Annotated in this window: 21 protein-coding genes; 12 read left to right on the plus strand and 9 right to left on the minus strand. The window is 61.5% G+C overall.

What is annotated here, in order from left to right:
• The first annotated feature begins 97 nt into the window (after window positions 1-97).
• Window positions 98-928, plus strand: coding sequence for a fumarylacetoacetate hydrolase family protein (locus ACN0SW_RS01280; protein WP_417726072.1), 831 nt, complete (start codon window positions 98-100; stop codon window positions 926-928).
• Here the strand turns inward: ACN0SW_RS01280 and ACN0SW_RS01285 are convergent.
• Window positions 925-1,866: an alpha/beta fold hydrolase gene (locus ACN0SW_RS01285; protein WP_417726073.1), complete on the minus strand. Its 942-nt coding sequence runs from the start codon at window positions 1,864-1,866 to the stop codon at window positions 925-927. The two genes, ACN0SW_RS01280 and ACN0SW_RS01285, sit on opposite strands and share 4 nt — an antisense overlap.
• Window positions 1,866-2,156 (minus strand): SCP2 sterol-binding domain-containing protein, encoded by a 291-nt coding sequence (locus tag ACN0SW_RS01290; protein ID WP_417726074.1) that lies wholly within the window; start codon window positions 2,154-2,156, stop codon window positions 1,866-1,868. The genes ACN0SW_RS01285 and ACN0SW_RS01290 overlap by 1 nt, the downstream gene beginning before the upstream one ends.
• A gap of 71 nt (window positions 2,157-2,227) precedes the next feature.
• On the opposite strand from ACN0SW_RS01290, the gene ACN0SW_RS01295 reads away from it, so the two are divergent.
• The 5 genes from ACN0SW_RS01295 to ACN0SW_RS01315 all read left to right on the plus strand — a co-directional run bounded on the left by ACN0SW_RS01295 (window position 2,228) and on the right by ACN0SW_RS01315 (window position 7,294).
• A complete protein-coding gene (locus ACN0SW_RS01295; protein WP_417726075.1) occupies window positions 2,228-2,788 on the plus strand; it encodes a tetratricopeptide repeat protein in 561 nt (186 codons plus the stop codon).
• 21 nt (window positions 2,789-2,809) lie between these two features.
• Window positions 2,810-5,704: a helicase-related protein gene (locus tag ACN0SW_RS01300; protein WP_417726076.1), complete on the plus strand. Its 2,895-nt coding sequence runs from the start codon at window positions 2,810-2,812 to the stop codon at window positions 5,702-5,704.
• Window positions 5,705-5,708: 4 nt separating this feature from the next.
• Window positions 5,709-6,089, plus strand: coding sequence for an RNA-binding S4 domain-containing protein (locus tag ACN0SW_RS01305; RefSeq protein WP_417726077.1), 381 nt, complete (start codon window positions 5,709-5,711; stop codon window positions 6,087-6,089).
• A gap of 52 nt (window positions 6,090-6,141) precedes the next feature.
• Window positions 6,142-6,480 (plus strand): ferredoxin FdxA, encoded by a 339-nt coding sequence (gene fdxA, locus ACN0SW_RS01310; RefSeq protein WP_417726078.1) that lies wholly within the window; start codon window positions 6,142-6,144, stop codon window positions 6,478-6,480.
• Window positions 6,481-6,784: 304 nt separating this feature from the next.
• On the plus strand, window positions 6,785-7,294 hold the full coding sequence (locus tag ACN0SW_RS01315) for a CarD family transcriptional regulator (protein WP_417726079.1): 510 nt from the start codon (window positions 6,785-6,787) through the stop codon (window positions 7,292-7,294).
• Between the two features lie 57 nt (window positions 7,295-7,351).
• Here the strand turns inward: ACN0SW_RS01315 and cobS are convergent, their stop codons facing one another.
• Window positions 7,352-8,110, minus strand: a complete 759-nt coding sequence (gene cobS, locus ACN0SW_RS01320; RefSeq protein WP_417726080.1) for an adenosylcobinamide-GDP ribazoletransferase — start codon at window positions 8,108-8,110, stop codon at window positions 7,352-7,354.
• 78 nt (window positions 8,111-8,188) lie between these two features.
• Here cobS and cobT point away from each other — a divergent pair, with 78 nt between their 5' ends.
• The gene (gene cobT, locus ACN0SW_RS01325; RefSeq protein WP_417726081.1) at window positions 8,189-9,205 is read left to right on the plus strand and encodes a nicotinate-nucleotide--dimethylbenzimidazole phosphoribosyltransferase; all 1,017 of its coding nucleotides are present in this window, start codon (window positions 8,189-8,191) and stop codon (window positions 9,203-9,205) included.
• A 72-nt stretch (window positions 9,206-9,277) separates the two neighbouring features.
• Window positions 9,278-10,942 carry an ABC transporter permease gene (locus ACN0SW_RS01330; protein ID WP_417726082.1) on the plus strand — a complete coding sequence of 555 codons (1,665 nt, stop codon included), beginning with the start codon at window positions 9,278-9,280 and terminating at the stop codon, window positions 10,940-10,942.
• A gap of 82 nt (window positions 10,943-11,024) precedes the next feature.
• On the opposite strand, the gene ACN0SW_RS01335 is transcribed toward ACN0SW_RS01330, so the two are convergent.
• Window positions 11,025-11,630 (minus strand): flavin reductase family protein, encoded by a 606-nt coding sequence (locus tag ACN0SW_RS01335; protein ID WP_417726083.1) that lies wholly within the window; start codon window positions 11,628-11,630, stop codon window positions 11,025-11,027.
• A gap of 88 nt (window positions 11,631-11,718) precedes the next feature.
• Here ACN0SW_RS01335 and ACN0SW_RS01340 point away from each other — a divergent pair, with 88 nt between their 5' ends.
• Both ACN0SW_RS01340 and ACN0SW_RS01345 read left to right on the plus strand, forming a co-directional pair.
• A complete protein-coding gene (locus tag ACN0SW_RS01340) occupies window positions 11,719-12,204 on the plus strand; it encodes a GNAT family N-acetyltransferase (protein WP_417726084.1) in 486 nt (161 codons plus the stop codon).
• Window positions 12,205-12,259: 55 nt separating this feature from the next.
• A complete protein-coding gene (locus tag ACN0SW_RS01345; RefSeq protein ID WP_417726085.1) occupies window positions 12,260-13,030 on the plus strand; it encodes an EcsC family protein in 771 nt (256 codons plus the stop codon).
• A gap of 22 nt (window positions 13,031-13,052) precedes the next feature.
• Here ACN0SW_RS01345 and ptsP read toward each other — a convergent pair whose 3' ends face one another.
• The 5 genes from ptsP to ACN0SW_RS01370 form a co-directional block, all read right to left on the minus strand.
• Complete coding sequence (ptsP, locus tag ACN0SW_RS01350; RefSeq protein WP_417726086.1) at window positions 13,053-15,296, minus strand: phosphoenolpyruvate--protein phosphotransferase; 2,244 nt, start codon at window positions 15,294-15,296, stop codon at window positions 13,053-13,055.
• A 67-nt stretch (window positions 15,297-15,363) separates the two neighbouring features.
• Complete coding sequence (locus tag ACN0SW_RS01355) at window positions 15,364-16,602, minus strand: aspartate kinase (RefSeq protein WP_417726087.1); 1,239 nt, start codon at window positions 16,600-16,602, stop codon at window positions 15,364-15,366.
• A gap of 184 nt (window positions 16,603-16,786) precedes the next feature.
• The gene (locus ACN0SW_RS01360; protein WP_417726088.1) at window positions 16,787-17,434 is read right to left on the minus strand and encodes an SDR family oxidoreductase; all 648 of its coding nucleotides are present in this window, start codon (window positions 17,432-17,434) and stop codon (window positions 16,787-16,789) included.
• A 15-nt stretch (window positions 17,435-17,449) separates the two neighbouring features.
• The gene (locus tag ACN0SW_RS01365) at window positions 17,450-17,866 is read right to left on the minus strand and encodes a DUF1178 family protein (protein ID WP_417726089.1); all 417 of its coding nucleotides are present in this window, start codon (window positions 17,864-17,866) and stop codon (window positions 17,450-17,452) included.
• A gap of 69 nt (window positions 17,867-17,935) precedes the next feature.
• Window positions 17,936-18,388 carry an NUDIX hydrolase gene (locus tag ACN0SW_RS01370; protein ID WP_417726090.1) on the minus strand — a complete coding sequence of 151 codons (453 nt, stop codon included), beginning with the start codon at window positions 18,386-18,388 and terminating at the stop codon, window positions 17,936-17,938.
• 278 nt (window positions 18,389-18,666) lie between these two features.
• On the opposite strand from ACN0SW_RS01370, the gene hemP reads away from it, so the two are divergent.
• Together hemP and ACN0SW_RS01380 are read left to right on the plus strand one after the other, a co-directional pair.
• Window positions 18,667-18,831, plus strand: coding sequence for a hemin uptake protein HemP (gene hemP, locus ACN0SW_RS01375; protein ID WP_417726091.1), 165 nt, complete (start codon window positions 18,667-18,669; stop codon window positions 18,829-18,831).
• On the plus strand, window positions 18,828-19,298 hold the full coding sequence (locus tag ACN0SW_RS01380) for a hypothetical protein (protein WP_417726092.1): 471 nt from the start codon (window positions 18,828-18,830) through the stop codon (window positions 19,296-19,298). Before hemP ends, ACN0SW_RS01380 begins: the two co-directional genes overlap by 4 nt.
• The last annotated feature ends 231 nt before the right edge of the window (window positions 19,299-19,529 follow it).

The following is a 19,529-nucleotide window of genomic DNA, read 5'->3' on the forward strand; positions in this document are numbered from 1 at the left end:
CGGGGGCACAGAGGCCACAAGGGGGGGGCAGGCGCGCACTCTTGCCATTTGAGGGCGGCTGGCTAGGGTGGGGCGCGGATCAAAAGGGATGAGACATATGAGATTTGCACGATATGGTGAGGCGGGGCAGGAAAAGCCGGCGGTGCTTGATGCCGAAGGTCGGCTCAGGGATTTATCGGGGGTTTTGCCCGATCTTGCCGGGGCGGCCCTGGCTGATTTGCCCCGGATCAATCCGCAGAGCCTGCCGCTGGTCGCGGGCGCACCCCGGATCGGACCGCCGGTCGGGCAGGTGGGTAAGCTCATCTGCATCGGTTTGAACTATACGGACCATGCCGAAGAGGTGGGCGTCGCCGCGCCGCCCGAGCCGGTGGTGTTTCTTAAGGCAACCTCGGCGATCTGTGGCCCTCATGATCCGGTCAGCCTGCCGCGCGGTGCGGAAAAAGGCGATTGGGAGGTGGAGTTGGGCGTGGTGATCGGCCGTCGCGCGAAATATGTGTCTGAGGAAGACGCGCTGGCTCATGTGGCGGGCTATACGATCGTCAATGATGTCTCTGAGCGCGCCTTTCAGATGGAGCGGGCGGGGCAATGGACCAAGGGTAAAAGCTGTGACAGCTTTGCGCCGATCGGGCCTTGGCTGGTGACGCCGGATGCGTTGGGCGATGTGCAGGCGCTCGATCTTACGCTGGATCTAAACGGGATCCGGATGCAGACCGGCACCACCGCGCGCATGATCTTTCCCGTGGCCGAGATTGTGGCCTATTTGAGCGCGCTTATGACGCTAGAGCCGGGTGATATCATCGCCACGGGCACCCCGCCGGGCGTCGGCATGGGCCGAATTCCGCCGCGCTATCTGACCGAAGGCGACGAAATGTTGCTGCGGATCAGCGGGCTTGGGGAGCAGCGCTCGCCGGTGGTACGCGACCTTTAGCGTCTTGACGTGGCGCTGCAGAATGCGCAGAGCATATCAAGCAGCCGCGTCCGCATGTCGGGCGTGTCCATCAGGGTTTCATGCCGTCCGCCGGGCACTATTTCCAGATGCCCGCCCGGCCAATGTGCCATGCGGTCTCTGACGCGCGGCACATCCACGATTTGCTCGTCGCTGCCCAAAATGGTCAGGCACGGTATATTGGGCGATGGCAACCGTGTCAGATCGCGGGTCTCGCGCAGGGACTCGTACAGCCAGCGCAGGCTGGGCCCGCCAAGCCCGAGTTCGGGATGCTCGCGCAGTTGCCGCGCCATATACGCATACATCTCGCGGTCATTGGTCAGTTTGTTGGTCTCGAACGGTTCCGCCAGCACATAGTGCTCGCCCGCCGTTCCGGGGGCGTAGAAATGGCTCATGCCGAATTGACGACTGCCCCAAGACAGGGACCATGCAAAAGGGCGCAGCGCATTGGCCAAGTGGATGCCCCACATCGGGCTTGAGAATGCACAGTTCTGCACGTCGAGCCCCTGGATGACAGCGCGCAAGCCGATGCACCCTCCCATGGAATGCGCCAAAAGATGCCAAGGACGGGGCAGAGCGAGGCGTGTCGCGGCCTCGGTCATTGCGGCGACATCTTGTTGATAGTCCAAGAACTGATGCACATGACCCGCCATGGCATCATCTGTCAGCCGGTCAGAGAGACCCTGACCACGCCAGTCGATAACTAAGGTGGCATAGCCGCATTTGGCGAAATGCGCGGCGACGCGGCCGTATTTTTCGACATATTCGGTGCGTCCGGGAAAGAGCAGCACCGTGCCCTTTGAGGCGCTCTGGTTCCACAATCCGACGCGGAGCCGCACCCCGTCAGCCGCGGTCAGCCACCATGCGGCACCGCCCGTCGGCCCGTCGGCCACATCCTCATAGAGCGGCGCTGCGTGCATCAGGCCAATACGCTGCCCAGTTTCATTGCCATCCCCATGTCGCCATCCACGCTGAGGCGGCCCGACATAAAGGCGGCGGCGGGGTCGAGATCACCTGCAAGAATGGATTCGAACGTGTCGCGGCTGGCGGTCAGCGTGACATCGGTTTCGTCGTCGCCAGAGCGCGCACCATTTGCATCGATCACGATGGCGCCCTCGTCCTCGATCACGAATTTCGCGGTGCCGTCAAAGCCTTCGCCGCCCAGTTTTTCATTCAGGGCGGTCACTGCTGCGGTCATAACGTCGCTCATTTGCGCTTCCTTTCACATTTGCGATGCCGGGGCTGTGCAACCGGGCAATCTGCGCTAAACTCATCACTGTTATGGGTGCAGCAATCATCAATCTCAACCGTATCGTCGCGGCAGTCGCCGTGATAGTCATGTTTTCCCTACCTGTATCTGCCGGGGAAACCCGGCTGGATGGGCTGTTTGCGCAACTGTCACAGGCCGATGCGCCCGAGGCGCGCAAAATTGCCGCAGAGATAGAGCTGGAACTGTCGCGCTCCGGATCTGCGGCGGTGAACCTCTTGTTGCGTCGCGGACAGGATGCGCTGGAGGCGGGGGATATGGCGACGGCGATCGAGCATCTGAGTGCCGCCATCGACCATGCGCCGGATTTCGCAGAGGCGTGGCACCTGCGCTCGGTGGCATTTTACAAACAGCAGCATTACGGCCTTGCCCTGCATGATATTGAGCGGGCCTTGGCGCTGGAGCCGCGCCATTTCAATGTCATCTACGGGCTTGGCGTCCTCTTGGATGAGCTGGGTCAGCCCCAACTGGCGCAGGAAGCGTTTTCGCGCGCTCTGGCTATACATCCGCATCACGAGGACGTAACCAAGGCCCGGGAGAGCGTAGCCCGGGAACTGGGCGGCGCGGATCTCTGACGTCATTAAGGAGAACGGCGGATGTCCGAGCAGTCAAGAACCCTTGCGGTTCTGGGCCCGACCAACACCGGCAAGACGCATTACGCCATTGAGCGGATGCTGGGCTATCGCACCGGAATAATTGGCCTGCCGCTGCGCCTCTTGGCGCGCGAGGTCTATGACAAGATCGTAGCCATACGCGGCCCTTCTGTCGTGGCGCTTGTTACGGGCGAAGAGCGGATCGTGCCGGATCGCGCGCAATACTGGGTCTGCACGGTCGAGGCGATGCCCGAGGGGATCGGGGCGGATTTTGTGGCAGTGGATGAAATCCAGCTCTGCGCCGACCCTGAGCGCGGTCATGTGTTTACCGACCGTCTGCTCCGTATGCGCGGTCTGCGCGAAACCCAGTTTCTGGGCAGTCATACGATGCGCCCGACCATTGCGGCCCTCGTGCCGGGCGTCGAGTTCCTGAGTCGCGAGCGGATGTCTCAACTGACCTATTCTGGCCCCAAAAAAATTGCCAAGATGCCCGCACGCAGTGCGATTGTCGGCTTCTCGGTGGAAAACGTCTATGCCATCGCGGAGCTTCTGCGCCGCCAAAAGGGCGGGGCGGCGGTGGTCATGGGCGCGCTCAGCCCGCGTACCCGCAATGCTCAGGTGGCTCTCTATCAGAATGGCGATGTCGATTATCTGGTGGCGACGGATGCTATCGGAATGGGGCTCAACCTTGATATCAACCATGTGGCGTTTTCCTCGCTCAGCAAATTTGACGGACGGCGGATGCGGTATCTGCAGCCCAATGAGCTGGGACAGATTGCTGGGCGCGCGGGACGAGGCATGAGCAACGGCACCTTTGGGGTGACGGGCGAGGCGCCCGATCTTGATCCCGAACTGGCCGAGGCGATCATGGAGCATCGCTTTGCCCCCATTCGCAAGCTGGAATGGCGCAATGCCCGGCTGCAATTCGGCACCACCGCTGCGCTGATTGGAAGCCTTGAGGCGCGGCCAGACCACGAATTGCTCGCGCGCGCGCGCGATGCCGACGACCTGGCGGCCCTCAAGACGCTGGCAGAGCAGCCGGACGTTGCGGGCCGGGCGATGGGCGGGCCAGCGGTGAAACTTCTCTGGGATGTGTGCCGGGTTCCGGATTTCCGGGGGATCAGTGCTGCGGAACACGCAAGTCTTCTGGAGCGGATTTATTGCGATCTGGTCGAGTTTGGTCGTGTGCCCGATGATTGGCTTGCGCAGCAGGTCACCCGCCTCGACCGCACCGATGGCGACATCGACACATTGTCCAAACGGCTGGCCTATATCCGCACCTGGACCTATGTCGCGCAGCGAAAAGGTTGGGTCGATGACGAAAACCATTGGCGTGGCGCGACGCGCGCTGTAGAAGACCGCCTGTCGGACGCATTGCACGAGCGGCTGACCCAGAGATTTGTGGACCGGCGCACGTCCGTGCTTTTGCGCCGGCTCAAGCAGAAGGAAGCCATGGTGGCCGAAGTAAACGATCAAGGTGACGTGACCGTCGAAGGCGAATTCGTCGGACGGCTCGAGGGGTTCCGCTTTATGCAGGACAGGTCTGCGGCGGGCAAGGAAGCGCGCACGCTGCAACAGGCGAGCGTCGCGGCGTTGGCTCCGCATTTCCATCTCAAGGCGGACCGATTCTATAACGCGCCCGATACCGAGATCGATTTTACCGAACAGGGCGGGCTCTTGTGGGGTAAGGAAGCAGTGGGCAAACTGACCCCCGGCGCCGATCCTCTCAAGCCGCAGGTTGTGGTCTTTGTTGATGACGAGGCTGGCCCGGATGTGGCGGCCAAGGTGCAGCGGCGCTTGCAGCATTACATTGACCGCAAGATTGCAGCGCTTTTTGAACCGCTGCTGAACATTCAGCGGGATGAGACGCTGAACGGTCTGGCGCGCGGTTTTGGATTCCGCATGGTCGAGGCAATGGGTCTGATCCCGCGCGGCGAAGTGGCCGACGAGGTCAAGGCGCTGGATCAAGAGGCGCGCGGCGCGCTGCGCAAACATGGCATCCGGTTCGGACAGTTCACCGTGTTCCTGCCGCTTTTGCTCAAACCCGCGCCGACACGTCTGCGGCTGGTGCTGTGGTCACTGAGCCAAGGGCTGGACGAATTCCCCGAAGCCCCACCGCCGGGGCTGGTGACGGTGCCCGCGCGCGGCGATGCGCCAAAGGGGTATTTCACAATGGCTGGCTATCGCGCGGCCGGGGATCGGGCGATTCGGATCGACATGCTGGAACGGCTGGCGGATATGCTGCGCAGCGAAGATACGCGCACAGGCTTTGAGGCCAAGCCGGACATGCTTTCGATCACCGGCATGACGCTGGAACAATTCGCCCTGCTGATGCAAGGCTTGGGCTATAAGGCCGAGCGCGCAGAGCGCGCCAAGGTCAAGCCGATAGATCAGGCGATTGCCGATGCGCCTGCGCAGGCTGCTGAGGCGGCGCAAGAGACCACAGGCGATGTGGTTGCGGATGTGCCCGACGAGGGTGCCGCCCCGATTGCGGCAGAGCCTGCCGCTGCGCCCGAAGAGCCTGCCGCGCAGGACGAGCCCCCGGTTGAGGCGCTTGTATCCGGCGAAACGCCTGAAGCGCCCGCCGCCGAGGTCGAGGTGTTTTATACCTTCACATGGGCCCCACGCGCCAACCGCGCCCGTGGGGATCGTCCGGCGCAGAGCGGACGCGGCCCGCGCGGTACTCAGAACGCTGCGGCCAAACCGGGCGAACAGGACGCCCGCAGCAAACCGCAGCGTCACGGTGGAAAACCACGCGGCAAACCCGGTAAGGGAAAGCCGCGCGATCAGCGGGAAGAACAGCCCAAGACCTTTGCCGCACGCCCTGAAAAGAAGGACCGGATCGACCCGGATAATCCCTTTGCGGCGGCACTGATGGGGCTAAGGACCAAGGGTTGACCGTTTGGACGGGCCGAGCGTAAAAATCCGGCTCGACAAATGGCTCTGGCAGGCGCGGTTTTTTAAAACGCGCACGCTGGCGGCCAAGGAAGTCTCTGCGGGACATGTACGCGTCAATGGCACGCGGGTCAGCAAGCCCGCGCAACCCGTTGGGTCACAGGATGTGTTGACGTTCTCTCAGGCGACGCGCGTGCGCGTGGTGCGGATCATCGATCTGGGCACGCGGCGCGGTCCCGCGCCCGAGGCGCACGCCCTTTATGAAGATCTCAGCGACCCGGTGACGCAGGACAATGTTCCTCCTGCGCCTAAATTTGAGGGAAAAGGCCGCCCAACCAAGCGAGACCGACGCAAACTCGATCTCAATGGGTCGCGACCGCTTGATTGATCCGCCCCACTGGATTAGGTGGAGCGCAATTCGGCAAGAATGAGAGACGGCCATGACCTATATCGTGAACGATGCCTGTATCGCCTGCAAGTACACCGACTGTGTCGAAGTGTGCCCGGTCGATTGTTTTTACGAGGGTGAGAACATGTTGGTCATTCATCCTGATGAATGCATCGACTGCGGCGTCTGCGAGCCGGAATGCCCCGCCGATGCGATCCGCCCGGATACCGAGCCTGATATGGAAAAATGGGTGGAATTCAACCGTAAATACGCGGAAATGTGGCCGGTGATCATCACCAAGAAAGACCCGCTGCCCGAGGCCGAAGAGCGTGACGGCGAATCTGGCAAACTGGAAAAGTACTTTTCCGAGGTACCGGGCGAAGGCGGTTAAGCCGGGTCTGCGACCTGATTCGCAACGCTATAGAGTTAACGCGACCTGCGCGCGAAAATGTGAACGTGGTAAGCCATTGATTTTCAGGGGCGAATACCAGACAACAGAACACTGCTCTTTCATTAGGCGGTTTTTTGTGATATTGTTTTTCTAGAAGTAATGAGATGAGCCCGATATCCATTCACCCGCGTTGCTGCCTGGGGGTGGATTTTTCTGCGACAAATACACATATTCCGTGGACCGCTCTGGCCCTTGGCATGTGTTTTTGTGCGTCCGAGCTGGCAGCCCTGCGAGGAAGACCTGAATGTCGAAGACCAAGAAGTCCGAATTTCGCCCTGATGATTACGTTGTATACCCCGCGCACGGCGTGGGCCAGATCGTTTCGATCGAAGAGCAGGAAATCGCTGGCATCACGCTGGAACTGTTCGTGATTTCGTTCGAAAAAGACAAGATGACCCTGCGTGTGCCGACCAACAAGGCCACTGAGATCGGAATGCGTGGCCTCTCCAGCCCCGATGTCGTGTCCAAGGCCATGACCACGCTCAAGGGCAAGGCCAAGGTCAAGCGCGCGATGTGGTCGCGTCGGGCGCAGGAATATGAGCAAAAGATCAATTCTGGCGACCTGATCGCGATTGCCGAGGTTGTGCGCGATTTGCATCGCTCCGATGATCAGCGCGAGCAGAGCTATTCCGAGCGTCAACTTTATGAGGCCGCGCTTGAGCGTTTGACCCGCGAAGTGGCCGCCGTATCGGGTGGCGACGAGGTGCTGGCCGCACGTCAGGTGGACGAGGTGCTGGTATCGCGCGCCGCGTGAAATGCACCACACAAGTTTGGAAAAGGCCGCGCCATCGTGCGCGGCCTTTTTGTTGGCTCATGTCAGCAGGCTGAGCAGTACCGCGATTTCGGCCACTTGCTGTGTCGCACCTAGAATGTCACCCGTCTGGCCGCCGATCTTGGCCCGCGCGATCAGGCCAATCACCAGCGTCGCGAGGCCTGCGCAGACCAGCGCCGCCAGAGTTGCGCCGCCAAGCAGGCAGAGTGTCACCGCTGTCGCCCCCCCAAGCCCCAGAGCCACAGCAGCGAACGGCGGACGCCCCTGAGCCCGCGAGAGCCCGATGTCGCGGGCATGTGGCAGAGCGGCCATGATCACCGGCATCATTGCGCGTGACAGCATGGCTGCGGCCAAGAGGGCCGTTGTCGCCGCTGCCGGGCTGATCTCATACAGCAGCCAGAGTGCCAGACCGCGTGCGCTCAGTATCAGGATAAGGGCAATCACCCCATAGCTGCCGATATGGCTGTCCTTCATGATCGCAAGCCGCCGCTCACGCGTCCAGCCCCCCCAGAGACCATCGGCGGTGTCGGCCAGCCCATCTTCGTGCATGGCACCGCTCAGTACGATGGGAATAGCAAGACCAAGGATCGCCGAAATCGGTGTAGGGAATCCGATAGCCAATGCCAGAAGCCCCCCGAGAGCGGCAAGCCCGCCAAGCATAAGCCCGGCCAAAGGATAGGCCCAGACCGCCCGTGCGCTCCGGTCAAAACGGTGCACAGGCACCGGCAAGCGGCTGAGCAGGCTCAGCGCCAGTGGCACATCTCTGAGCCGGATCAAGGCTTTGTCGTTTTCTGCCATGGGCGTGCCTTTTTTCGTCTGGGGCGAAGGCTCTGCCTGCGATACAGAAAGGACAGATCACAATCAATGAGGCTTTGCATGGCGCGTGCCTTCTCCTCGCTCTCTGATTTTGCGGCACTCCTGCGGGATATGTCCGGCCCAGACGCTGCCGCCACCCTTGGGGCGCGGGCGCGCGATGCGCAATTGACCAAGCCCCCCGGTGCGCTCGGGCGGTTGGAGGGGCTGGCGGAGTGGTATTGTGGCTGGCGCGGCGAGGCGGAGCCCCGCGTGAGCGCGCCTCAGGTCATCGTCTTTGCTGGCAATCACGGCGTCGTGGCGCAGGGCGTGTCGGCCTTTCCCGCCGAAGTGACCGCGCAGATGGTTGCAAATTTCAGGGCGGGCGGTGCGGCAGTCAACCAACTGGCGGCGCTTGTGGGCGCGCGCATGGATGTGGAGGCGCTCGATCTCGACCGGCCCACCGGCGATATCAGCCTTGGACCAGCAATGTCTGAGGATGAGATGCTCGGCGCCTTACAGGTTGGCTGGGACGCGGTAGATCCTACCAGTGATCTCTTGGTGGTAGGGGAAATGGGGATCGGAAACACCACCAGCGCTGCGGCGATTGCATTGGCGCTCTATGGTGGAGATGCAGCGGTGTGGACCGGGCGTGGCACGGGACTCGCGGATGCGGCGCTTGCCCATAAGGCGCGGATCGTTGCGCAGTCGGTTGCCATCAACACAGCCTCCGGGGCAGGGGGGCTAGAGGTGTTGCGCCGCTTGGGGGGACGCGAGTTGGTGGCTATGGCCGGGGCTATGGCGCGGGCACGGGTTCTGCGTATCCCGCTGGTGCTCGACGGGTTCATCTGTACTGCCGCTGCCGCCTGTCTTGAAGTGGAACATCCCGGCACGCTCGACCATACAATCGCCGGCCATGTCAGCGAAGAACCGGGACATGCGCGCCTCTTGCAGGCCTTGGGCAAGACGCCCTTGCTGTCTTTGGGTCTGCGGCTTGGTGAAGGGTCGGGGGGGGTGCTGGCGATGGGGGTGGTGCAGGCGGCCTTGGCCTGTCATTCCGGTATGGCCACCTTTGCAGAGGCAGGCGTGTCCGGGGGATAGCCCGCTTGACCCTTTCTGACACAGGGAATACTGATTAAAACACTCAGATTATAGGGTCGGGGAGCCAAAACCATGAGCGAAGCCCTGCTTCATCGCCTTGCATGGGCTGTGACCGCGCTCTGCGTTGCGCCAATTCTGGCCGCAGCCCTGGCCGCCTTGACCGGAGATTTGCAGACTTGGCGCGATGTGCTTGCGACCGTTCTGCCGCGCTATACCGCCACGACATTGACGTTGGTGGTGATTGTCGGGCTGAGTACGGCGGTTATCGGGTCCGTGACGGCATGGCTGGTGACGGTCTACCGCTTTCCCGGCGCGCGGTTGCTGGAAATCGCGCTGGCGTTGCCGCTGGCCTTTCCCGCCTATGTGATGGCCTATGCCTATACCCATATGCTCGATCATCCGGGCCCGGTGCAAACGGCGCTACGGACGGTCACGGGATGGGGGCCGCGCGATTATTGGTTTCCCGAGGTGCGCAGTCTAGGGGGGGCGGCGCTGATGCTGACAATCGTGCTTTATCCCTATGTCTATCTTTTGGCGCGGGCGTCCTTTCGGCAGCAATCAGGCAATGCGTTTCTGGTGGCGCGCACGCTGGGAAACTCGCCGTTTCAGGCGTTCTGGCGCGTGGCGCTACCGATGGCGCGCCCGGCGATTGCGGGTGGTGCGCTTCTGGCGATCATGGAGACTATCGCGGATTTCGGCACGGTGGCGTTTTTCAACGTGCAGACCTTTGCCACCGGCATCTATCAGGCGTGGTTTTCCCTTGGGGACCGGGCGGCGGCCGCGCAACTGGCGCTTTGCCTACTGAGTTTTGCCCTTTTGATTGCCGGGTTGGAGCGGGCCAGCCGAGGGCGGTCGCGCACCGCCGGGCGCGGCGCCCGGTTCGAGACAATGGAGCGGCCCAAGCTGCGTGGCGTGGCGGGTTGGGGGGCGTTTGCGATCTGCTTTCTGCCGGTGCTCTTGGGCTTTGTCGTGCCGGTGATCATGCTTGGCGTGATGGCCATCGGCTCGGGCCAGAATATCTTTTCCGAGCGTTATCTTGGGTTTATGTCCAATTCGATCCTGCTGGCCAGCGTCGCAGCAGTGTTGACCGTTGCGGGGGCGATCCTCGTGGGGTTTCGGGCGCGCACCCGTCCGGGGCGCGGCTCTCGCTGGTTGGTGATTGGGGCTGGGCTTGGGTATGCGGTGCCGGGCGGGGTGATTGCGGTCGGCTTGATGGTGCCGATGGCGGCCTTTGATAACGCGCTTGATGCCGTCATGCGCGATACCTTCGGGATCAGCACCGGGTTGCTGATCACCGGGTCGATCTGGTTGATGATCATGGCATATGTCGTGCGCTTCATGGCGGCGGCGCTCAACGCCTATGACAGTGGCATGGCAACAGTGCCGTGGCATCTCGATGCGATTGGCCGCTCTCTGGGACAGCCGGGTCCCAAACTGCTCACGCGGGTGCATTTGCCGGTGGCGAGAACCTCAGTGGTGACGGCGCTCTTGATCGTTTTTGTCGATGTGATGAAGGAATTACCGGCCACGCTGATCCTTCATCCGTTTGATTTTCAAACGCTGGCGGTTCAGGCGCATCGGCTGGCCGCAGATGAGCGTCTGTCAGAGGCGGCGGTTCCCTCGCTGGTTCTGGTGGGTTTTGGGCTAATCCCTGTTCTGATCCTCTGCCGTACTTTGGGACGCGAATCCATGGGGCGCCGCGCGGCCAAACTCGGTACTGCGATTTCGGCAGGATAACGGAATTTTCAAAAAATTCCGTTCAGGAAAGTTTTAAACTTTCCTGAAAACAGCGCTTTGCGGATCATATCGCGGGTGCGGATCACTCGCCCGGGCGGTGCAGGCTAAAGGTCTCGCGAATGACCGAATAATCATGATAGCCCAGTCGCGTCAGAGGATGAAAACGCGCCACATCAAAGCGGCCATCCACGAGGCAGTCATCGCGCATATGGATGCCCGTAACCTCGCCAAAAACCACAAAATTCGCCGCTCCGGGCAGTTGCACGATCTGGGTCAGCTTGCATTCCAGATTGGCGGGAGAGTCGGAGACGCGCGCACAAGCGATCGTGTTGCAATCCGCCTTTTCCAATCCCGCATCAACAAACTCATCCACCTCGCGCCCCCACGCGCCCGAGGTCCGGTTCATCGCATCGCACAACGCCGCGCTGACAATGTTGACGCAGAAGACGCCGGTTTCACGAATATTGGCGACCGTGTCCTTGGTGTCGCCCCGGTCCGGCTTGGTGGCGGTCGAGGCGAACATGACCTGCGGCGGCACATAAGCCACTGCATTGAAAAAAGAATATGGCGCAAGATTGTCGTGACCATCAGCGCCACGGGTCGAAATCCAGCCAATAGGGCGGGGCGTCACGATGGCATTAAAGGGGTTGTGCGGCAGGCCGTGGCCATCTTCGGGTTTGTAAAACATCTGCCTCTCCTTGGTCATCGGGTTTGTGCCTGTCGTAGCGTCGTGATACGCGCATTGCCAGTTGATTTTCGTAAGGACTCAGGTCGGAATGTTCACCCTCGAGACGGAGAAACCCGTTGATTATTGGGAGGTTGAGGCCCTCTATGACTTGTGTTTCGCGCCGGGACGCGAGGCGCTGTCCTCTTACCGGCTGCGCGATGATGTGCCGCCGGTGCCCGATTTGTGCCGGGTGGTGCGCGATGCTGAGGGGATATTGGCCGGAGCGATCCGCTATTGGCCCGTGCGGATCGGATCAGAGCGCGCGCTTTTGCTCGGGCCGGTTGCGGTGCATCCCACTCACCATGGCGAGGGTCTTGGCGGGCTTTTGATCCGTGATAGCCTTGAACGTGCGGCCTCCTTGGGGTGGAAGCGGGTTATTCTGGTGGGCGATGCCCCCTATTATGGCCGGTTCGGTTTTACCAAACTGACCGAGGTCGAGATGCCACCGCCGACGAATCCAGAGCGTGTTCTGGGGCTGGAATTGTGTCCTGGCGCATGGGACGGTGTGGCAGGCAAAGTGGTGCGCGACGCTTGAATTCCAACGCTGCCGTGGCCAGTTCATGGCAGTAAAATTGTTGCGGGGCATGTAGATGGAGCTTTTGGGGCGACCAATCGGCGAAGCAGAGACCGAGGCGCGCCTGCGGGCGTTGGTGCTGCGCCATGCGCAGGCTGGCAATGGGGTGATCGACCTGCTCAACCTTGTGGGCGGACATGCCGAGGGCCTGCTTGATCGTCTGCCTGTGTCCCTGCGGGTGCGGCTTAACGAGACCACCGAAGAAGCGCTAAAGCGAGCGGCGGAGATAGCGCATCGGTCGCGCAATGTGGTGGGCGAACAGCCCGGATGGAGGACGCGGGCGCTGACCGCAACCATGGGGGCTGTGGGGGGGATGGGTGGCCTGCCTACCGCGTTGGCAGAGTTGCCAGTGACGGTGACGGTGTTGCTTCGGGCGATTCAGGATGTGGCGGTGGAACATGGGTTTGATCCGTCAGAGCCCGGCGTTCGGTTTGATTCTATCGAGGTTTTTGGCGCAGCAGGGCCGCTTGAGCGCGATGATGGGGCCAACTTGGGCTTTGTTGGAACGCGGATGACGGTGACCGGTCCGGCGCTCCATGCGCTAATTGCACGGGTGGCACCACGGCTGGCGGCGGTGCTGGGGCAAAAGCTGGCAGCGCAGACGGTGCCCATACTGGGGGCAGCGGCGGGGGCGGCCACGAACTATGCCTATACACGCTATTATCAGGACATGGCGCAGGTGCATTTCGGGCTCCGACGGCTGGCAATCGATGCCGGGCGCGACCATGAAGCGTTGATCACCGAGTTTCGCGCGCGGGCGGAAGAGGCGCAGGGCCGGGTGCTTTGAGGCCGCCGCGCCGAACCCCTTGTCACATCTGGTCGCGCAGATAGTCCATCACCGCCGGTCGCACGGTTTGCGCACCGCGCGCGCGCTCGGCATGGATCACGTCACGCAACCCCCCAAGGTCGATACGCCGCAAGAGGCTCTTGACCGGGCCGATTGAGGCAGGGCGCATCGACAGGCTTCGAAAACCGATAGCCGCGAGGCAGGCGGCCTCAATCGGTCGGCCCGCATCCTCGCCACAGAAACTCAGCGGCGTGCCAAGGGTGGCGCAGCGATAGACGATGCCTTCGAGGAAGTTCAAAAAGCTGATGTTGAGCGTGTCATACCGTTTGCGCACACGCTCATTCTCGCGGTCAGCGGCAAAGAAGAACTGCTTGAGATCATTCCCCCCGACCGAGATGAAATCCACCTCGGAATAAAACGCATCCGGCGCAAAGGCCAGCGACGGGGTTTCCAGCATCGCGCCCACTTCGATCTGTTCGGGGATCGGATGGCCTAGAATACGCTCGCGTTCCAGCGCCTTGTCCATTTCGGCGCGGGCGGCGGTGAACTCGTCGCGCTGCGCCACAAACGGGAACATGATGGTCAGAGGCCGCCCTTTGGCCGCGCGAATGAGCGCCTGAAGCTGCATCCGCATGACACCCGGCTTGTCCAGCCCCACCCGGATCGCGCGCCAGCCCATCGCCGGGTTCGGCTCGTCGTTGGGCTTCATATAGGGCAGCACCTTGTCCGAGCCGATATCGAGCGTGCGGAACACCACGCGCTGCTGGCCTGCGGCATCCATCACCCGCGAATAGAGCTCTGACAACTCGGCGCGTTTGGGCATGTGGTTGCGGATCAGGAATTGCAATTCGGTGCGAAACAGGCCCACGCCCTCGGCACCCGAGCTGACAAGGCTGGGCAGATCGGCCATCAGACCGGCATTCATCTTGAGCTTGATGCGTTGGCCGCAGAGGGTCTCCGCAGGTTTGTCCCGGATCGAGGCATAACGCTGTTGGGCCTCGGCCTGCATCGCCATCTTGTCGCGGAACGCTGATACCACGGTATCGTCGGGGCGCAGGTGGACGATCCCCTGATCACCATCGACGAGGATCAGATCACCATTGAGCGATTCGGTGGTGATGCGGCGGGCATGGATCACCAGCGGAATGGCGAGGGCGCGCGCGACAATGGCGGCATGAGACCCGACCGAGCCTTCTTCCAGAACGATCCCTTTGAGATTACGACCATAATCCAAAAGTTCAGCAGGACCGATGTTGCGCGCGATGAGGATCGGATCGGCGGGCATATCGGCACCGGTCTCATTGCCTTGGCCGGTGAGGATGCGCAGCAAGCGGTTTGAGAGGTCATCAAGATCGTGCAGGCGTTCGCGCAGGTAGGCGTCCGAAACTTGTCCCATGCGCGCACGGGCTGCGGATTGTTCCTTTTCGACGGCGGCCTCTGCGGAAAGGCCGCTGTCAATATTTGCCTCCATACGGCGCATCCAGCCCTTGGAATTGGCAAACATGCGGTACGCTTCGAGCACGTCAAGCTGTTCCTTGTCGCCCCCCTTGGCAGAGCTGAGCATCCGGTCCACGCCAACACGGAGCGTTTCGACCGCCTCGTTGAGGCGGGTCAACTCGCGGGCGGGGTCATCAGCAATGGGATTGGTGACAACGACGCGCGGCTCGTGCAGCCAGACGTGGCCTTGCGCCGTGCCCTCTTGCGCACTGGTGCCACGAAAGAGCACGGCCTGTTGATGGCGGGCCGACATGGCGGCGCCTTCTCCCACGAAGGCGCCAAGTTCGGCCATTTCAGCCAACACCATGGCAACGACCTCGACGGCATAGATTTCCTCGTCCGAGAACAGCCGGGCCTGTTTGGATTGCACCACAAGCACGCCCAATTTTTCACCAAGACGCTGAACCGGGACCCCAAGAAACGAGGAATATGCCTCTTCTCCGGTTTCCGGCATATAGCGAAAGCCGGGCTCGGCCGGAGCATCGTCGGTGTTGATCACCTCGCCGGTGCGCGCGACACGTCCTACCAGCCCTTCGCCCATGCGCATGCGGGTCTGGTGCACAGCCTCGGGTTTGAGGCCCTCGGTGGCGCAAAGCTCAAGCGTGTCCTCGTCGCGAAAAAGGTAGATCGAGCAGACCTCGATACGCATTTCCTCAGCGATCAGCCGTGTGATCTGGTCAAGCCGGGTCTGGCCGCCCGCGTCCTCGGCCATGATGGCGCGCAAACGGCCCAGCATCTGGCGGCTGTCGGTCTTGAAGTGCTCGGTCATGGGCGGCATTCCCCCGGCGCAGACTCTGGGATTGGCCAGACCCGGTGCCGGTGATGCGGGGGCCGGGTCAGGCCGCTTTGTCCAACTCGAAGGCATCATGCAGCGCCTGAACTGCGAGTTCCATGTATTTTCGGTCTATGAGCACGGAAATCTTGATCTCGGAGGTTGCAATGACCTTTATGTTCACGCCTTCATCGCTCAGCGTCTTGAACATCTTGGCGGCAACGCCGGACTGAGAGCGCATGCCAATCCCTACGGCCGAGACCTTGGCGACATTGGTATCAGCGATCAGGTCGTGATAATTGATCTCGCCGCGCTCCTTGGCCTCGCGCAGCGCCTTTTCGGCGCGCATCACCTGATCGACCGGACAGGAAAAGGTCATGTCGGTGCGACCTTCCTCGGCGATGTTCTGGATGATCATGTCGACGTTGACACCGGCCTCTGACAGCGGCCCAAAGATGGCGGCGGCGATACCGGGGCGGTCGGCCACCGAAATGAGGGTCATCTTCGCCTCGTCCCGGGAATAGGCAATACCGCTGACAACCTTTGATTCCATGATTTCCTCCTCGGCGCATACAAGTGTGCCGGCCTCGTCCGATGGTTCCTCGAAACTGCTGAGAACCCGCAGTTTCACATTATAGCGCATTGCCAGTTCCACGGAACGGGTTTGCAGCACCTTGGCCCCGAGCGAGGCCAGTTCCAGCATTTCCTCAAACGCGATCTTGTCCAGCTTTCGCGCCTTGGAGGTGATGCGTGGATCGGTGGTATAGACCCCGTCCACATCCGTGTAGATATCGCAGCGCTCGGCCTCAAAGGCGGCGGCAAAGGCTACGGCGGTGGTGTCCGAGCCGCCGCGCCCCAATGTCGTGATCCGCCCCTCAGGAGAAATGCCCTGAAACCCTGCGACCACTGCCACGCGCATGCCTTGGGCAAATTTGGCGTTGATGTTGTCGGTGGGGATTTCCTCGATTCGAGCGGCGGAATGGGCGGAATTGGTCTTGAGCGGCACTTGCCAGCCTTGCCAGCTGCGCGCCGGGATTTCCATTTCCTGCAGCGTCAGCGCCATCAGGCCTGCGGTCACGTTCTCGCCCGAACTGACCACGGCGTCATATTCGCGCGCGTCATAGAGCGGCGAAATTTCACCAACCCAGCCGACCATTTCGTTGGTCTTGCCGGACATGGCCGAGACGATGACGATCACGTCATAGCCCTTGGCAACCTCAAGACCCACGCGCTTGGCCGCGCGGCGGATACGGTCGATATTGGCGACCGAGGTGCCGCCGAATTTCATCACGAGAACGGGCATGGGTGCAGTCCTGAGCCGAATTATCGGGCGGGGTTTACGCGCGGGCAAGGCGCTGCGCAAGGGGGCAGGTGTCGCAACCGCGTGATGATAGCGGTCGGCTGCTGCATATTGGTGCCTGCGTTCCCCTTATTCAGGGCTTTGATGCCTGTGCTGATCTCCAGACATGGCCAACGCCTGCCCCTGTTCAATAGGGGTGGTCGCGCCCGTCCCATGTCTGAAAGCAGCCGGTCATCGCCATGTCCAGCGCGGCAAATCGGTCCGAAAGACCCGCTGCTGCCTCGTCCACGGATAGTGTTGCGCCGTCACCGCCCATGTCGGTGCGCACCCAGCCGGGGTGATAGATGCCGACCGCGATGCCATCCGGCGCAAGGTCAGCCGCCAGATTGCGCCCGAGGTTGAGCGCTGCCGCCTTGGAGGCACGGTAGATATAGCTGCCGCCGGGCGCGTTGGTATGACTGGCCATCTGGCTGGAAATGATTGCGATTTTTGCGGGTTTGGCCGCGCGCAACTGCGGCAAGAGCGCCTGCACGGTCAAAAATACGCCGGTGACATTGGTGGCGAATGTCTCGGCCCACATATGCGCCGGATAGCCGCTCTCCAGCGATTGACCCTTGTCGAGATAGAGACCTGCGTTGCAGATCAGCAGGTCAATCGGCCGCCCCTCAAGATGAGCGCCAAGAGCCGCGCAAGAGCCGGGGTCTGTCACGTCAAGCGCAAGTTCCCCCGCGGAGGGGCTGCGCGCGGTGGCGGTGACCGTGTGACCCTGGCTGCGGTAGTGATCGGCAAGCGCGCGACCGATGCCACGATTGGCACCAGTGATGAGAATATGCATGTCAGACCTTTCGGTTTAGTTGGATTTACGGCGTGGCACAAAGGGCAGGGGTGTCACAGGCACACCGTCCTCGATCAGTTTCTGCGCCTCGTCAGGTTTAGCCTCGCCGTAAATCGCGCGTTCGGGCGTCAACCCGTCATGCATGTCACGCGCCTCTTGAGCGAAGTTGAGCCCGACGTATTCAGAGTTTTCCTCGATTCGTCGCCGTAGCTGGACAAGGGTCTGTTCTGCCGGGGTCGGGACGGGCGCTGGCGGCACGGCGTCTGATGTGCTACGCAGGCTCGGGGCCATCAGTGCCTTTTTTACGTCGCCGATGCCACAAATCGCACAGCTGATCATGCCCGCGCCCAAGAGTTTGTCAAATGTCGCGGCCGAATGAAACCAGCTTTCAAACTCGTGATCACCGACGCATTTGAGGGTGAATTTAATCATATCGCAATCCATTGCAGTGCCGTTGATAATTACGCCACTGGGCGGAGAATTCAAGCTATGCTTTTGATCTCACAGCCCAAGCTTTTGCGGATTAAAGTTGCGGATGATCGCGGTCAGCTCGGGCTCTCGGACCTGAGCGGCGGCTTTTTTAGGGCGAAACCATTTCAGGCGGCGTTGCCCTGCTTCGGGGAAATGCGCCGTTTGCGATTTAACACGCACGGGATAAACCAGTCCGACACAAGGCAGATCGCGATCATTTCCGATCGTTTTGGCATAGGAGTAGAGACCAAGGCAGGTGTCATAAACGCGCCCTTGAACGCCCGCTTCTTCCCATGCCTCGCGCAGGGCCATTTCGGCTGGGGTCCGGTCCGGCGCGGGCCAGCCTTTGGGCAATATCCAGCGGCCAGATCCCCGGCTGGTGATCAGCAGGATTTCAGGCTTGTTTCGGACCATACGAAAACAAAGCGCCGCGAACTGCGTGCGAATCTCGGTCTTGGGGGTCGGCGGCAAAGAGAGCGGCATTTGCCTTGGTCTTTGACGGGTCATCGGCCTGTCTGGTCCCCTGATCGCTGCACCGAGCCCGAGTGACCGGGTTATGCAACTATAGGCACGGCTTGGCGCGTCGAACCAGCAGGATTTTCGCAGAATAAACGGGGGGAAAATTGGAATTGACATACCTTACTATTTAAGTCAGAAATAAGAGGCCAAGCCAACCCTCCCAGTGGTCAGCCCGGCCAAATCTGCAACAGAGGACCGCAAGGCATGGCACAGTTGATCTCTAGGACAGCGAGGGCATTCGCATGATCCGCGCTCAGACAAAATCCGATCCTAATCTGGTGGCCGAGGCCGCCTGTCACGACGCCCGGGTGCTGACCAACGGTGCCAATACCGCGCTGATCATGCTGGATGGCCAGATTTACACCCTGCGCATCACCCGCGCGGACAAGTTGATTCTGACCAAATGAAACATGCACGCGACTTGACGGGGCAGATGTCTGTCGACCAGATGTCCGAAATGCACGGGCTGGCCAGATTGGTCGTGGCGGCACTTCGGGCATGGAATGCCGGTGGGGCGATCCGGGCGCATGCGTTGCTGTGCGAGCGTATGGCCGAACCGATGGCGCTGACCGCGTTCGAGGCGCTTCAGGATGTAACCGAGGTGTTGGGCGCGACGTTGCGCCGACCGCTGCGGTGTCACGCGCCTCATTGTCCCTGTGTCGGCATGGACGAGGCGGCCTTTGCCCGCTTTGTCGAAGAGGCGGCACTGGGAGAGCGCGAAGACGCGCTGATGATGGCGAGCGTATTGGTCAACGCGCGCGGCATTCTGGCCCTGACCGAGGCGGCCGCGCGCTTTGGCTTGTCTCTGCAACGGGCGGCGCTCTGCGTGCAAACGGCGCGAATCCCAGAGCCGATCAGCGCCACGCGGCATTAAGGCGGGGGGGCAGGCGATGATGATCTGTCACTGAACGGCCATCATTGATCGCGGATGACGAGGCATACTGATTTTCTCGAAACGCAGCTTGGTCTTTCCGGTCAGCTTGGGGCGAAACATTATGGTTTGCTCAATGCCAGATCTGCGGATGCGGGGGAGTAGCGCGTCTTTGGTCCAAAGAGACATTGCACCCTGACATGAGCCCGCCTGCGCCTGTCTGCCAGAGGGGTG

The organism is Roseovarius sp. (genome assembly GCF_048262375.1).
Taxonomy (GTDB): domain Bacteria; phylum Pseudomonadota; class Alphaproteobacteria; order Rhodobacterales; family Rhodobacteraceae; genus Roseovarius.